Raw genomic sequence first — 13952 nt, forward strand, 5'->3', positions numbered from 1 at the left:
AAAATTCCTAAGCCGCCATTGCCGTCACGCCTTCGAGGCGGTCTTCGAGATCATCGTGCGCGGCGCGCAATGCCGCAAGCGTTGCCGCATCGGGGCGCCACAGGTCGCGCTCACAGGCTTCGAGCAGCCGCCCGGCGACGCGCATCGACGCCTTGGGGTTCAGCTCCGAAATCCGCGCGCGCATCGCGTCGTCGAGAACATAGGTCTCGCTGATCTTCTGATAGACCCAGGGGTCGACCTGCCCGGTGGTGGCGCTCCAGCCGAAGGTCGTCGTCAGCTGCCCCTCGATCTGGCGCACGCCCTCGAAGCCATGCTTCAGCTGCGCCTCGTACCATGCCGGGTTGAGCATCCGCGTCCGGGTCTCAAGGGCGACCTGCTCGTTCAAGGAGCGGACCTTGCCCGCCCCCTGCGTCTGGTCGCCGATATAGACCGGGGCCGACTCGCCACCCTTGGCGCGCGTGATCGACCGGCTGATGCCGCCGAGCGTGTCGACATACTGGTCGATGCTGGTGATGCCGAGTTCGAGCGATTCGAGGTTCTGATAAGCGAGGTCGACCGATTTCAGCGTCGATTCGAGCAGCTTGGCGTGGCGAACCGGGGCGCCGGTGCGGCCGTACGCATAACCCTTCTTGTTCTCGTACGCGTCCGCCAGCTCGTCGGGATCGCTCCACACGCCCGAGTCAATCATCGCGTTGACGTTGGCGCCGTACTGGCCTTCGGCGTTCGAATAGACGCGCAGCGCTGCGGTCTCGAGGTCGCAGCCGTGCGCCGCCATGTGCGCGAGGCTGTGCTTGCGGACGAAATTCATCTCCGACGGCTCGTCGGCGCTCGACGCGAGCCACGCCGCCTCGGCGAGCATGCGGGTCTGCAATGGCAGCAGGTCGCGGAAGATACCGCTGAGCGTCGTCACCACGTCGATGCGCGGGCGGCCGAGGTCGGCGAGGTCGATCAGTTCGGCGCCCGCGAGGCGGCCGTACGAGTCGAACCGCGGGCGGGCGCCCATCAGCGCGAGCGCCTGCGCGACCTGCGCGCCCTCGGACTTCAGATTGTCGCTGCCCCACAGCACCATCGCGACCGACTCGGGCAGTTTGCCGCTGTCCTGGACGTGGCGCGCGATCAGCCGCTCGGCCTGCGCGCAGCCGTCGGCGACGGCGTAGTTCGACGGCAGGCGGAAGGGATCGAAGCCGTGGATGTTGCGCCCGGTCGGCGCGATCTCGGCGTTGCGCAGCACGTCGCCGCCCGCGACCGGGCGGATATAGCCGCCGTCGAGCGCGTGGATCAGCGCGGGGGTCTCGTGGTCGACGCCGAGCAGCGCATCGAGCGCGGCGAAGTCGCGGCCGTCTTCCTGGTCCATCGCGGCGATCATGCCGGCACGCTCGGCGGCCGACGGCGGCGTGCCGATGACGTGCAGGCCGTGCGGGATCATCTGCGATTCGAGTTCGTACAGCTTTGCCGCGAGGCTGCTCGGGTCCGACCCGTCGAGGTCGAGCGCCGCGGCCTGTTCGGCGATCACGGGCAGCAGCAGCGCGCGCTCGTCGTGCGCATCGGGGTCGGTGCTGCGCCAGCGATCGACCGACGCCTTGAGGTCGAGCAGCCCCTTGTACAGCCCGGCCTCGGCGATCGGCGGGGTCAGATAGCTGACGAGCGTCGCGCCCGACCGGCGCTTGGCGATCGCGCCCTCGCTGGGGTTGTTCGCGGCGTAAAGATAGATGTTGGGCAGGTCGCCGATCAGCCGCTCGGGCCAGCAATCTGCGGTCATCCCGACCTGCTTGCCGGGCATGAATTCGAGCGCGCCGTGGGTGCCGAAGTGCAGCACCGCATGCGCGCCGAAATCCTCGCGCAGGTAGCGGTAGAAGGTCGAAAAGGCGTAAGTCGGGGCGAACTGGCCCTCGAACAGCAGTTTCATCGGGTCGCCCTCGTAGCCGAAGGCGGGCTGGACGCCGACGAGGACGTTGCCGAATGCCGCACCCATGACGAAGACGTTGCTGCCGTCGCTGAGCGCCTTGCCCGGGGCCGGGCCCCACGACGCTTCGATCTGCGCGAGGTGCGGCTCGCGCGCGACGATATCGTCGGCAGAGACCTTGGCATGCACGTTGGCGTCGGCGCCGTAGCGCTCCGAATTGCCCTTCAGGATCGCGTCGCTCAGCGTCGCGACGCTGTCGGGGACATCGACCGAATAGCCGGCGCGGGCGAGCGCGTGGAGCGTGTTGAACAGCGATTCGAACACCGCGAGGAAAGCCGCGCTGCCGGTGGCACCGGCGTTGGGCGGGAAGTTGAACAGCACGATCGCCAGGCGACGCGCGGCGCGCTCGGTGCGGCGCAGCTCGGCGAGCTTGAGGACCTTCGATGCCAGCGCCGCGGCACGCTCGGGGCACGAGCGCATCTCGCGCACCAGCCCGCCGCCGGGGAATACGCAGCGGTTGGCGCAGCCGGTGCACGGGGTGCCGGTGCCGTCCGAGCGGCCGCCGAAGACGTGCGGGCCGGTCGCGCCGTCGAGCTCGGGCAGCGCCACCATGATCGTCGATTCGAGCGGCAACAGGCCCTGGCGGCTGCCGCCCCACTGCTGCAGCGTCTGGAATTCGAGCGGGTGCGCGGCAATGTAGGGCACGTCGAGCGAAGCCAGGACTTCCTCGGCGGCGCTGCTGTCGTTGTAGGCGGGGCCGCCGACGAGGCTGAACCCGGTCAGCGAGACGAGCGCGTCGATGGCGACGACGCCGTCCTTCATGAAGAATTTCTCGATGGCCGGACGCGCGTCGAGGCCGCTGGCGAACGCCGGGATGACCTTCAGGCCCTTGGCCTCGAACGCCGCGATGACGCCGTCGTAGTGCTCGGCATCCTTGCCCAGCACGTAGGAGCGCAGCAGCAGCAGCCCGATCGTGCCGTTCACGACCTGCGGCGACGGCAGCACGTCGGCGATCTCGCTCATCCGTGCCGGGAGCGACGGGTGATAGACGCCGACCTCGGGATATTCCTGCGGGGCGGCAGCCTTGGTGCGGCCCTTCAGCGCGATACGGTCGCCGGCGGCGTAGCGGTCGACGAGCGCGCGGACCATTTGCACGACGTTGTCGTCGCTGCCCGCGAGCCAATACTGCAGCGTCAGGAAATACTGGCGGACGTCCTGCGCCGCGCCGGGGATGAACTTGAGCAGCTTCGGCAGGCGCCGCAGCATCTTCATCTGCTTCTCGCCGGCGCTCGCGCCCTGGCCGGCACCGGGCTTGCCGCGCAGTTTCTTCAGCTGCGCCATCAGCCCCTTGGCGGGCGCATCCATGCGGTAGCTGCCCATGCGCGTCAGCTTGACGATCTCGGGCGCCGACATCAGGCAGATCATCGCGTCGCAGCTCTCGCGGCGGTCGCTCAGCGCGCCGTGGACGGCGTGGATATGATCCTCGAGGAACAGCATCGACGACAGGATGATGTCGCCCTGTGCGATATCGGCATGGACCGCCTGCAGCGCGTGATCGTGCGCGCTGAAATCGGCGGCGGCGTGGAAGGCGAGGTCGATGCCGTCCTGCGCCAGGGCGACCGCGGCACGCTCGGCTGCACCCGACAGATGATTGTCGAGGGTCACGATGACCACCCGCACGCGCGGGGTCGCCTCGCCGGTGGCCAGAGGGTCAGCGCGCATGGTGCGCCTTCGCGTCGTAGAGGGTTTCGAGCGTGATCGACGGCAGGCCCTTCATCGCGGCGAACGCCTCGGTGTTGCGGCGCGCCTTGCCGCGCACGAAGAACGGGATCTTCATCAGCTCGCGCTCGGCCTCCGCGGTCCAGCCGCCCGGCTGCACCGGGGCGGCAACTTCGGGCTCGGCTTCGGCGACCGGAGCCGCAGCGCCATGCCCGCCTAGGTGGCTCGATCCGGCCGCGTCGTTGAACTCGAAATCGTCGCGGAACATGGTGAGGAGGTGCTCCTCCAGCCCCATCGCCAGCGGGTGGATCCAGGTGTCGAAGATAACGTTCGCGCCTTCGAACCCCATCTGGGGCGAGTGGCGCGCCGGAAAATCCTGGACGTGGACGGGCGACGAGATCACCGCGCACGGGATGCGAAGGCGCTTGGCGATGTGACGCTCCATCTGCGTGCCGAGCACCAGCTCGCACGCCGACGCAGCGATGGCATCCTCGACCGCGAGATAGTCGTCGGTGATCAGCGGCTCGACGCCGTAGAGCTTCGCAGCCTCGCGGACGTCGCGCGCGAATTCGCGGTTGTAGCAGCCGAGCCCCACGACCTCGAACCCCAGCTCGGTCGAGGCGACGCGGGCGGCGGCGACGGCGTGGGTGGCGTCGCCAAAAATGAAGACGCGCTTGCCGGTCAGATAGGTCGAGTCGACCGACTGCGACCACCACGGCATGCGCGAGTCGGCGGGCACCGACGGCACGGGCAGGCCGGCGAGACCGCAGACCTCGGCGATGAACTCGTTGGTTGCGCCGATGCCGATCGGCACGGTGCGCGTGTACTTCTGGCCCAGCGTCTTTTCGAGCCAGCGCACCGCGGTGTCCGACGTCTCGGGGTACATCGAGACGTTGAAATCGGCCTCACCCAGCCGCGCCAGGTCGGCGGGCGTCGCACCCAGCGGCGCGACGACGGCGACGTCGACGCCGATGTCGTTGAGCAGGCGCGTGACCTCGACGACATCGTCGCGGTGGCGGAAGCCGAGCGCGGTGGGCCCGAGCAGGTTGGCACGGGGGCGGCGGCCCTCGCGGGGTGCGGGCTTGAGGTTCTGGTCGGTCAGCGTGCGGACCAGCTGGTAGAAGGTCTCGCTTGCGCCGAAACACTCCTTGCGGCTGTAGCTCGGCAGTTCGAGCGCGATCACCGGGATCGGCAGCGCCATCGCCAGCGCGAGGCCTGCGGGATCGTCCTGGATCAGCTCGGCGGTGCACGACGCCCCGACGATCATCGCTTGCGGTGAGAAGCGCGCATAGGCGTCGCGCGCGGCGGACTGGAACAGCTCGGCGGTGTCGGTGCCGAGGTCGCGCGCCTGGAAGGTCGTGTAGGTCACCGGCGGGCGCTTGCCGCGACGCTCGATCATCGTGAACAGCAGGTCGGCGTAGGTGTCGCCCTGCGGCGCGTGGAGGACGTAGTGCACCCCCTCCATCGCGGTCGCGACGCGCATCGCGCCGACGTGCGGCGGGCCTTCATAGGTCCACACCGTCAGTTGCATGGCGCGCTCTTGGGCAGGCTCGCGACCTTGTCCCGCCGAACCAGCGGCCGGGCGAACAGCTCGGCGAGGTCGCCTGCCTGGTCGAAGCCGTGGACCGGCGAGAACACCAGCTCGATCGACCATTTGGTCGTCAGCCCTTCGCGCTCGAGCGGGTTTGCGAGGCCGAGGCCGCAGACGGTCAGGTCGGGCTTGGCTGCACGGACGCGGTCGAGCTGCTTGTCGACGTCCTGGCCTTCGCTGATCAGCACGCCCTCGGGCAGCGCGATCAGCTCGTCCGCCATGTGCGCGCGATGCAGATACGGGGTGCCGACCTCGATCGGGGTCATGCCGAGCTCGTTCGCGAGGAAGCGCGCCAGCGGCACCTCGAGCTGCGAGTCGGGCATGAAGAAGATCGTCTTGCCCGCCAGGCGCTCGGCGTGGCGCTCCAGCGCGCGCTTGGCCCTCGCACGGCCTGGCGCGACGACCGCGCGGAAGTGCATCTCGTCGATGCCGAACGCCTGCGCGGCGGCGTGCAGCCAGGCGGTCGTGCCCTCGGCACCGAAGGGAAACAGCGCCGGCAGGTGCTTGCAGCCGCGATCCTCGAGCGCCTGCGCAGTGTCGCCGAGGAACGGCTGGGCGAGCAGGAACACCGTGCCCGGGCCGACCTGCGGCAGGTCCTTGGCGCGGCGCGGCGGCAGGCTGTCGACGCGCTCGATGCCAAGCTCGGCGAACAGGCGGCGGAACTGGTCCTCGACGATGTCGGGCAGTGCGCCGACGATCAGCAGGCGGCGGGCGTTGGTCGGCGCGACCGGGCACGCCGGCACCAGCGCGGCGAGGCAGGCGTCCTCGCCTTGCGTGAAGGTCGTCTCGATGCCCGAACCCGAATAGTTGAGGATCTTCACGCCCGGCTGCGATTCCGACAGGCGCGCCGCGGCGCGGCTCAGGTCGAGCTTGATGACTTCGCTGGGGCACGACCCGACGAGGAAGAGCAACTTGATCTCGGGCCGGCGCGCCAGCAGCTTCGCGACGACGCGATCGAGTTCCTCGTTCGCGTCGGCGAGACCGGCGAGGTCGCGCTCCTCGATGATCGCTGTGGCGAAGCGCGGCTCGGCGAACACCATGACGCCCGCTGCCGACTGCAGCAGGTGCGCGCAGGTGCGGCTGCCGACGACGAGGAAGAAAGCGTCCTGAACCTTGCGGTGCAGCCAGATGATGCCGGTCAGGCCGCAGAATACTTCGCGCTGGCCACGCTCGCGCAGGATGGGGCGCGGGGCGGCGGCAGCGGCGAGGGCGGTGTTCACGCCGTTACCCCGGCAGGCGCACTGCCCTGCAGGCGCGCGGCGCGCAGCTTCAGGATGAACTGCCCGGCATTGATCACGTAGGTCGCGTAGGCCGCCAGCGCGAGCCACATCAGCGCGCGCGGCTCAAGCCAGCCGGTCGCCAGGCACACCAGATAGGCGGTGTGCAGCGCCAGCACGAGCATCGAGAACACGTCTTCCCAGTAGAAGGCAGGCGCGAACAGATACCGGCCGAACACGACCTTCTCCCAGATCGCGCCGGTCACCATGATCGTGTACAAAAGCAATGTCTTGACGATGATCGATACCGTCGCCGCGGTTTCGCCGGCGCCGCTGTCGAGATAGCGCAGCACCAGCACCAGGCTGACCGCGAAGGCGAGGAACTGCACCGGTGCGAGAATGCCCTGGACCAGCGTCCACGGGGTGGCATCGCGCCGTACCCGCTCTTCCGCTGTATAGAGTCCCGCGCTCGCCATCCGACCCAGTCGTCCCCTTGTCGCTTCGCGCCCGGTACCCGGCGGGCCCGATGTCTTGAAAGAAAGCCTAGCAGCCCGACCAAAGGTGTCAATTGTATTGGACGTAAGGCGAACTGGACAATCGGTCGCAGTTTCGGGCAGGATTGCCACGTGGTGATGCGCGCGCTAGCTTTTGACGGAAGGGGACAGACCGGTAACGGCAGCCCTTGGGTCAGTGTCCGCGTATCAAGGGGGAGAGGCCGCACCATGGCTTCACGGATCGATCTTCGCAGTGGGGGACGCGGGCGCGAGGGCGGCGGTGACGCCGAGTCCTTCGATCCGGCAATGCTGTCGCCCTTCGCGCTGCACCGCCTCGTCGAAGGCGAGATCATCCCGCGCCTGCTGCTCGCCCATCGCGGCATCGATTCCGTTGGCCGCAAGGGCCCGGCCACGCCGATCGACGTCGGCACCGCCGAGCGCTTCGCCGTCGCGGCGCTGCGCCAGGAGGCGTACGGCCTGCTCGTCGAGGTCGACGCGCTGATCGCCAGCGGCCATTCGGTCGAGGCGGTGTTCCTCGATATTCTCGCCCCCGCCGCGCGCCATCTCGGCGAACTCTGGGACGCCGATGCCTGCGACTTCGTCGATGTCACCATGGCATTGTGGCGGCTGCAGGAAATCGTCCACGAACTCGCCGCGCGCACGCCGGGTGCCGCTGAGCGCCGGGGCGGCGAACGCCGCGCGCTGTTTGCGCCGCTGCCGGGTGAGCAGCATGGCTTCGGCTCGCTGATGGTCGAGGAATTCTTCCGCCGCGCCGGCTGGACGACGGCGAGCGAGCCCGGCGCATCCGAGGCGGACCTGGTCGCGCTGGTCGGATCGCGCTGGTTCGAGATCGTCGGCCTGACGGTCAGCGTCGCCGAGAATGTCGCGCGCCTGCCCGCCGTCATCGCTTCGCTGCGCGCCGCGTCGCGCAATCCCCGCCTCGGCGTTCTGGTCGGCGGGCGGGTGTTCATCGATCATCCCGACTGGGCGGACGGGTGCGGGGCGGATGCCACCGCGCTCGACGCGCGCCAGGCGGTGCTGGTCGCCGAGTCGCTGCTCGACGTGCTCGCCTTACGCGCCGACTCACCGATCGCCGGACATGGTTGAAACTGCCCAGGGCATTGCCGCCGCCGCGACCCGCGACGGCTGAGAGATGGATCTTTCGTCTTCGCTCGCGGGCGCGGTTCCCTTCCGCAGGGCCGCCGCATTGCTCGCCGGCGTCGACGCCGATCTCGCGGCGCGCGTCATCGCCGCCTCGGGCGATGTCGCGCTGGTCATCGACGCTGACGGCATCATCCGCGACGTGGCACTCGGCAGCGGCGACCTGGCGAACGAAGGCTTCGAGGCGTGGCGCGATCGGCCGTGGATCGACACCGTCACGGTCGACAGCCGCGGCAAGGTCGCCGACATGCTGCGCGACGCCGGCACACGCGCGCCGCCGCGCTGGCGCCAGGTCAACCATGGCGGCGGCGACGGCGAGGTGCCGATCCGCTACCTGGCGATCGACGCCGCGCACGACGGGCGCGTCATCGCCATCGGCCGCGACATGCGCGCTGCCGCCTCCCTGCAGCAGCGCCTGCTCGCCGCGCAGCAGTCGATGGAGCGCGACTATGTCCAGCTGCGCCAGATGGAGACGCGCTACCGCCTGCTCTTCGACCAGTCGGCGGAGGCGGTGTTCGTCGTCGATACCGCGACGCGCCGCATCACCGAGGCCAACCCCGCCGCGCGTGCGCTGACGCGGAGCGAGGCGCGCCTGACCGGCCAGCCCTTCGTCCAGATGCTCGACGAGGCGTCGCGCGAGTCGGCGCTGACCCTGCTCGGCGCGGTCGCGGCGGCCGAGCAGAGCGACCTGGTGCGCGTCCGCATGACGGACGATGCGACCGAATATGCGATGGCCGCGACGCTGTTCCGTGCCGACCGGGGTTCGTTCTTCCTCGTCCGCCTGACCGCGGCCGATGCGGTTGCGGCGATCGAGCCGCCCGACGCCGACCGGCGCCTGATCGACGTGCTCGACAAGCTGCCCGATGCCTTCGTGCTGACCGACGACAATCTCGACATCCTCGCCGAAAATGCCGCCTTCCTCGACTTCACCCAGTCGTCGCGGCGCGGCGACCTGCGCGGCACCGCACTGTCGCGCTACCTCGGGCGGCCGGGCATCGATCTGGGCGTGCTGGTGCAGCAGCTGCGCAGTCACGGCGCGGTGCGCAACTTCGCCACCATCGTCCGCGGCCAGCGTGGCGGCGAGGAAGAGGTCGAGGTGTCGGCCGTGCTGGCGGGCGTGCCGGGGCAGCCGTGCTTCGGCTTCAGCCTGCGGACGACGCGGCGCGTGCGGCTCGATGCGGCACCGCCGGGTCATGCGCTGCCCCGCTCGGTCGAGCAGCTGACCGAACTCGTCGGGCGCGTGCCGCTGAAGGACATCGTGCGCGAGTCGACCGACCTGATCGAGCGGCTGTGCATCGAGGCGGCGCTGACCTACACCTCCGACAACCGCGCGAGTGCCGCCGAAATCCTCGGCCTCAGCCGCCAGTCGCTCTATTCCAAGCTGCACCGCCACGGCATCGGCAATCTGTCGAGCGCCGATGAATGAGCGCGGCCCGGATCAACTATGTCGAGCTGCCGGCTTGTGATTTCGCCGCGACGCGCGCCTTCTACGCCGCCGCGTTCGACTGGGCCCTGACCGACTACGGCCCCGATTATGCGTGCACGACGACGGGCGATGTCGACCTCGGCCTGACCGGCGACATGGCTGAGGCGAGCGCGGCGCCGCTGCCGGTGATCGCGGTCGACGACCTCGAGGCGGCGGAGGCGCAGGTCCGTGCCGCGGGCGGGACGATCAGTCGCGCCATCTTCGCGTTTCCGGGCGGCAGGCGCTTCCATTTCCGTGATCCGGCGGGCAACGAACTTGCCGTCTGGAAGGCCGAATAGTGTCCAGCCAGCTTGACGCTTTCGGGCGTAGTGGTAGCTTTCGACCGTGACCGACACCGCCACCCTGACCGTTTCGGGACCGTCGCGCACGCGCCCGAAACCGCGCGACGTTCTCGCGCTGCTCAAGCCCGTCACCTGGTTTCCGCCGATGTGGGCGTTCATGTGCGGCGTCGTCTCGTCGGGTGTGCCGCTCGCCGAGCGCTGGCCGTTCCTGATTGCCGGAATGCTCCTCGCCGGGCCGATCGTCTGCGGCACTAGCCAGGCGGTCAACGACTGGTTCGACCGGCATGTCGACGCGATCAATGAGCCCAACCGGCCGATCCCGTCGGGGCGTATCCCGGGGCGCTGGGGGTTGGGCATCGCGGTCGCGGGGTCGCTGGTCTCGCTCGCCGTCGCCGCGCTGATCGGGCCGTGGGTGCTGATCGCGACCGTCGTCGGCCTCGCGTCGGGCTGGGCGTACAGCGCGCCGCCGCTGCGCCTCAAGCTGTCGGGCTGGTGGGGTCCTGCCGCCGTCGCGCTGAGCTACGAAGGGCTGGCGTGGTTCACCGGCGCCGCCGCGCTGCTCGGCACGTTGCCGCCAACGCCGGTACTGATCGTCATCGGGCTGTACAGCCTGGGGGCGTGGGGCATCATGACGCTGAATGATTTTAAGGCGGTCGAGGGCGACAAGGTCATGGGCGTACGGTCGCTGCCCGTGACGCTGGGCGTCGAGCGCGCCGCCCAGCTCGCGTGCATCGTCATGGCGGTGCCGCAGGCGGTGGTCGCGGTGCTGCTGGCGCGCTGGGGGCATGATTATGCCGCGCTCGCCGTCGTCGTGTCGCTGGGCCTGCAGATCGCGTGCATGCTGCGCCTCGTCGAGGATCCGCGCGGCCGGGCACCTTGGTACAACGGCACCGGCGTGACGCTCTACGTACTTGGCATGCTCGCGGCCGCGATCGGGCTCGCGGCGTGACCGCGGCGCCTGGCCTCGGCTGGCTCGGCATCGCGCGTCTGGGACTTGTGCAATCGGCGATCGGCGCGATCGTCATGCTCGCGACGTCGCTGCTCAACCGCGTCATGGTCGTCGAATATGCGCTGCCCGCGATGATCCCTGCGGGACTGGTCGCCTGGCATTATGTCGTGCAGCTCAGCCGCCCGCGCTGGGGCCACGGCTCCGACGCCGGCGCGCGGCGTACGCCGTGGATCGCCGGTGGCATGGCGGCGCTGGCATTGGGCGCGGTGCTGGCGTGCGACGCGACGCTGATGATGACCAGCCGCCCGGTCGCCGGGCCGCTGCTCGCGGTGGTCGCGTTCACCATGATCGGCGGCGGCGTCGGTGCGGCGGGGACATCGCTCCTCGCACTACTGGCGAGCGAGGTCGCGCCCGCGCGGCGTCCTGCGGCGGCGGCGATGACGTGGATCATGATGATCGCCGGGATCGTCGTCACCGCCGGCATCGCCGGGCAGCTGATCGATCCGTTCAGCCCGCAGCGCCTGACCTATGTCGTGTCGGGCGTCGCGCTTGCTGCGCTCGTCGTCGCGCTGCTCGCGATCTGGGGCGTCGAGCAGCCGCGCCATGCGCCGGTCCACGGCGAGGCGGGCGCACCGTTCATGACCGTTCTCGCCGAGATCTGGGCCGACACTGCGGCGCGCCGCTTCACCGTCTTCGTCTTCCTGTCGATGCTGGCCTACAGCGCGCAGGACCTGATCCTCGAGCCCTTCGCGGGCCTGCGCTTCGGGTTCACCCCGGGCGAGTCCACCAGCCTCGCGGGCATCCAGCATGGCGGCGTGCTCGCGGGCATGCTGCTCGTCGGCGTGCTCGGCAACGCGTTCGCGCGCGGGCGGGCACTGCTGCGCGGCTGGATCGTCGGCGGCTGCGGCGGCTCGGCGCTGGCGCTGGTCGGGCTGGTGGTCGCGGCGGACGCCGGGCCGGGCTGGCCGCTGCAGGTCAATGTCGCGGTGCTGGGTTTCGCCAACGGCGTTTTCGCGGTCGCCGCGATCGGATCGATGATGGGCCTCGCGGGCGCCGACGGACCGGGCCGCGAGGGCGTGCGCATGGGCGTCTGGGGCGCGGCACAGGCGATCGGCTTTGCAATGGGCGGCTTCCTGGGTGCCGCCGGCGTCGACGCGATGCGAGCGCTGACGGGCAATGACGTCCAGTCGTTCGGGCTGGTGTTCGCGATCGAGGCCGCGCTGTTCGTCGCGGCGGCGGTCATGGCACTGCGCATCGCGGCACCGGGCCGCAGCGGAAACATGGTGGGAGCAGGCGCATGACCGAGACCTATGACTGCGTCGTGATCGGCGGCGGCCCGTCGGGCGCAACCGCCGCGACGACGCTGGCGCGCGCCGGGCGCAAGGTGCTGCTGCTCGACCGCGCCGGGCGCATCAAGCCGTGCGGCGGCGCCATCCCGCCGGTGGCGATCCGCGACTTCGACATTCCCGATCACCTGATCGTCGGCAAATCGAGCCTGGCGCGGATGATCGCGCCGTCGGGCAAGGCCGTCGACATGCCGGTCGGCGAGGGCACCGTCGGCATGGTCGACCGCGGCGAATTCGACGAGGCCCTGCGCGAGCGCGCGGCCGCCGCCGGGGCCGAGCGCCGCGTCGGCACCTACGAGAAGATCGACCGCGACGCCGACGGCACCGCGCTCGTCGTCTATCGCCGCACCCGCGGCGGCGAGGCGGAGAGCGTCCGCGCCCGTGCCGTCATCGGTTGCGACGGGGCGCGTTCGGGCGTCGCGCGCCAGGTGCTGAAGGGCGCCGACAAGATGCCCTTCGTCTTCGCTTATCACGAGGTCGTCGCTTCGCCGACGGTCGACAGCGACGGTTTCGACCGCGCGCGCTGCGACGTCTATTACCAGGGCAAGCTGTCGCCCGACTTCTATGCGTGGATCTTCCCGCACGGCGACCAGGCGTCGATCGGCGTCGGCAGCGCCAACAAGGGCTTCGAACTGCGCGATGCGGTGAAGCGGTTGCGCGGCTCGACGGGCCTCGACGCGCAGGAAACGATCCGCAGCGAAGGTGCGCCGATCCCGTTGAAGCCGCTGAAGCGCTGGGACAATGGCCGTGACGTCATCGTCGCCGGCGATGCCGCGGGGGTCGTCGCGCCGGCGTCGGGCGAGGGCATCTACTACGCCATGACCTGCGGCGACCTCGCGGCGCAGGCGGTCGGCGAACTGCTGACCACGGGCAACCCCAAGGCCCTGCGCACGGCGCGCAAGCGCTTCATGAAGGCCCACGGCACGGTGTTCCGCGTCCTCGGGATCATGCAGTATTTCTGGTATTCGTCGGACAAGCGCCGCGAGCGCTTCGTCAAGATGTGCGAAGACCCAGACGTTCAGCGCCTGACGTGGGAGGCGTATATGAACAAGGCGCTGGTCCGGCGTGACCCGATGGCGCACGTCAAGATCTTCATCAAGGACACGCTGCACCTGTTCCAGTCGGTCGGGCGCGCACCGCCGCGTTCGCCGGCCAAGCCTTGACCGAAACGCTCGGCGCGCTGTTCGCCAGCGGGCGGGCGGTCGATATCGTTCTGGGGGTACTCGCCGTCGAGGCGGTGTGGCTGATCGCCAGGCGGCGGGCCGACGTGCTGCCGGCGCTGTTGCCCGGCGCGCTAATCCTGCTCGCCGTGCGCAGCGCGCTGACCGGGGCTGAATGGTGGGTGGTGGCGGGGTGGCTGGCGCTCAGCCTCCCCGCACACCTTTACGATCTCAGGCGCAGGCTTACTGCGTCTTCAGCCAGGCGATGAGGTCGGCGCGGTCCTGCGGCTTCTTCAGGCCCGCGAACGACATCTTGGTACCCGGCACGACCTTGCGCGGGTTCTCGAGGTAGGTGAACAATTCGGCCTCGGTCCAGATCAGGCCGCTGTTCTTGTTCGCTGCCGAATAGGTGTACTTCGGCACGGTGCCCGCCTTGCGGCCGACGACGGCATGCAGCGACGGTCCGATGCGGTTCACGCCTTCGGTGGTGACGTGACACGTCTTGCACTGCACAAAGACCTTCGCCCCGTTGGCGGCGACGCCCTTGGGGATAGGACCCTTCGCCTGCGGCAGGGCAGCCAGAGCAGGGGCCGCAAAGCACAGTGCAGCGACGGCAAATCCGATGTTGAAACGCTTAGTCATCCG

At 69.8% G+C, this 13952-nt stretch carries 12 protein-coding genes; 7 read left to right on the forward strand and 5 right to left on the reverse strand.

The features are described 5' to 3' along the window. Positions 1-7 precede the first annotated feature (7 nt). The 4 genes from FMM06_RS15185 to bchF are packed head-to-tail and all read right to left on the reverse strand — an operon-like array spanning position 8 to position 6906. The gene (locus tag FMM06_RS15185) at positions 8-3625 is read right to left on the reverse strand and encodes a magnesium chelatase subunit H (RefSeq protein ID WP_144335167.1); all 3618 of its coding nucleotides are present in this window, start codon (positions 3623-3625) and stop codon (positions 8-10) included. Next, the gene (gene bchB / locus FMM06_RS15190; protein WP_144335168.1) at positions 3615-5153 is read right to left on the reverse strand and encodes a ferredoxin:protochlorophyllide reductase (ATP-dependent) subunit B; all 1539 of its coding nucleotides are present in this window, start codon (positions 5151-5153) and stop codon (positions 3615-3617) included. The genes FMM06_RS15185 and bchB overlap by 11 nt, the downstream gene beginning before the upstream one ends. After that, positions 5144-6433, reverse strand: coding sequence for a ferredoxin:protochlorophyllide reductase (ATP-dependent) subunit N (locus FMM06_RS15195; protein ID WP_144335169.1), 1290 nt, complete (start codon positions 6431-6433; stop codon positions 5144-5146). The genes bchB and FMM06_RS15195 overlap by 10 nt, the downstream gene beginning before the upstream one ends. Continuing rightward, on the reverse strand, positions 6430-6906 hold the full coding sequence (gene bchF, locus FMM06_RS15200) for a 2-vinyl bacteriochlorophyllide hydratase (RefSeq protein WP_144335170.1): 477 nt from the start codon (positions 6904-6906) through the stop codon (positions 6430-6432). The genes FMM06_RS15195 and bchF overlap by 4 nt, the downstream gene beginning before the upstream one ends. Positions 6907-7152: 246 nt before the next feature. Between bchF and FMM06_RS15205 the strand changes: the two genes are divergently transcribed. The 7 genes from FMM06_RS15205 to FMM06_RS15235 are packed head-to-tail and all read left to right on the forward strand — an operon-like array spanning position 7153 to position 13576. Then, positions 7153-8031: a cobalamin B12-binding domain-containing protein gene (locus FMM06_RS15205; protein ID WP_185965215.1), complete on the forward strand. Its 879-nt coding sequence runs from the start codon at positions 7153-7155 to the stop codon at positions 8029-8031. Positions 8032-8077: 46 nt separating this feature from the next. After that, complete coding sequence (gene ppsR / locus FMM06_RS15210; protein WP_144335172.1) at positions 8078-9511, forward strand: transcriptional regulator PpsR; 1434 nt, start codon at positions 8078-8080, stop codon at positions 9509-9511. Continuing rightward, positions 9508-9849, forward strand: coding sequence for a VOC family protein (locus FMM06_RS15215; protein WP_144335173.1), 342 nt, complete (start codon positions 9508-9510; stop codon positions 9847-9849). Before ppsR ends, FMM06_RS15215 begins: the two co-directional genes overlap by 4 nt. A gap of 46 nt (positions 9850-9895) precedes the next feature. Continuing rightward, entirely contained in the window at positions 9896-10801 is a 906-nt protein-coding gene (gene chlG, locus FMM06_RS15220; protein ID WP_144335174.1) for a chlorophyll synthase ChlG, read from the forward strand. Beyond that, the gene (locus FMM06_RS15225; protein WP_235889338.1) at positions 10798-12102 is read left to right on the forward strand and encodes a BCD family MFS transporter; all 1305 of its coding nucleotides are present in this window, start codon (positions 10798-10800) and stop codon (positions 12100-12102) included. The genes chlG and FMM06_RS15225 overlap by 4 nt, the downstream gene beginning before the upstream one ends. Then, complete coding sequence (locus FMM06_RS15230; RefSeq protein WP_144335175.1) at positions 12099-13310, forward strand: geranylgeranyl diphosphate reductase; 1212 nt, start codon at positions 12099-12101, stop codon at positions 13308-13310. The genes FMM06_RS15225 and FMM06_RS15230 overlap by 4 nt, the downstream gene beginning before the upstream one ends. Beyond that, positions 13307-13576 (forward strand): hypothetical protein, encoded by a 270-nt coding sequence (locus FMM06_RS15235; protein WP_144335176.1) that lies wholly within the window; start codon positions 13307-13309, stop codon positions 13574-13576. The genes FMM06_RS15230 and FMM06_RS15235 overlap by 4 nt, the downstream gene beginning before the upstream one ends. On the opposite strand, the gene FMM06_RS15240 is transcribed toward FMM06_RS15235, so the two are convergent. After that, positions 13551-13949, reverse strand: coding sequence for a c-type cytochrome (locus FMM06_RS15240; RefSeq protein ID WP_144335177.1), 399 nt, complete (start codon positions 13947-13949; stop codon positions 13551-13553). The genes FMM06_RS15235 and FMM06_RS15240 overlap by 26 nt on opposite strands. Positions 13950-13952 lie beyond the last annotated feature (3 nt).

Origin of the sequence: Glacieibacterium frigidum (assembly GCF_007097155.1) — a bacterium.
Taxonomy (GTDB): Bacteria; Pseudomonadota; Alphaproteobacteria; order Sphingomonadales; family Sphingomonadaceae; genus Glacieibacterium; species Glacieibacterium frigidum.

Coding starts and splice junctions, on each gene's coding strand:
- FMM06_RS15185 (WP_144335167.1), bottom strand. CDS start 3,625: ATGCGCGCTGACCCTCTGGCCACCGGCGAGGCGACCCCGCGCGTGCGG.
- bchB (WP_144335168.1), bottom strand. CDS start 5,153: ATGCAACTGACGGTGTGGACCTATGAAGGCCCGCCGCACGTCGGCGCG.
- bchF (WP_144335170.1), bottom strand. CDS start 6,906: ATGGCGAGCGCGGGACTCTATACAGCGGAAGAGCGGGTACGGCGCGAT.
- FMM06_RS15205 (WP_185965215.1), top strand. CDS start 7,153: ATGGCTTCACGGATCGATCTTCGCAGTGGGGGACGCGGGCGCGAGGGC.
- ppsR (WP_144335172.1), top strand. CDS start 8,078: ATGGATCTTTCGTCTTCGCTCGCGGGCGCGGTTCCCTTCCGCAGGGCC.
- FMM06_RS15215 (WP_144335173.1), top strand. CDS start 9,508: ATGAGCGCGGCCCGGATCAACTATGTCGAGCTGCCGGCTTGTGATTTC.
- FMM06_RS15230 (WP_144335175.1), top strand. CDS start 12,099: ATGACCGAGACCTATGACTGCGTCGTGATCGGCGGCGGCCCGTCGGGC.
- FMM06_RS15240 (WP_144335177.1), bottom strand. CDS start 13,949: ATGACTAAGCGTTTCAACATCGGATTTGCCGTCGCTGCACTGTGCTTT.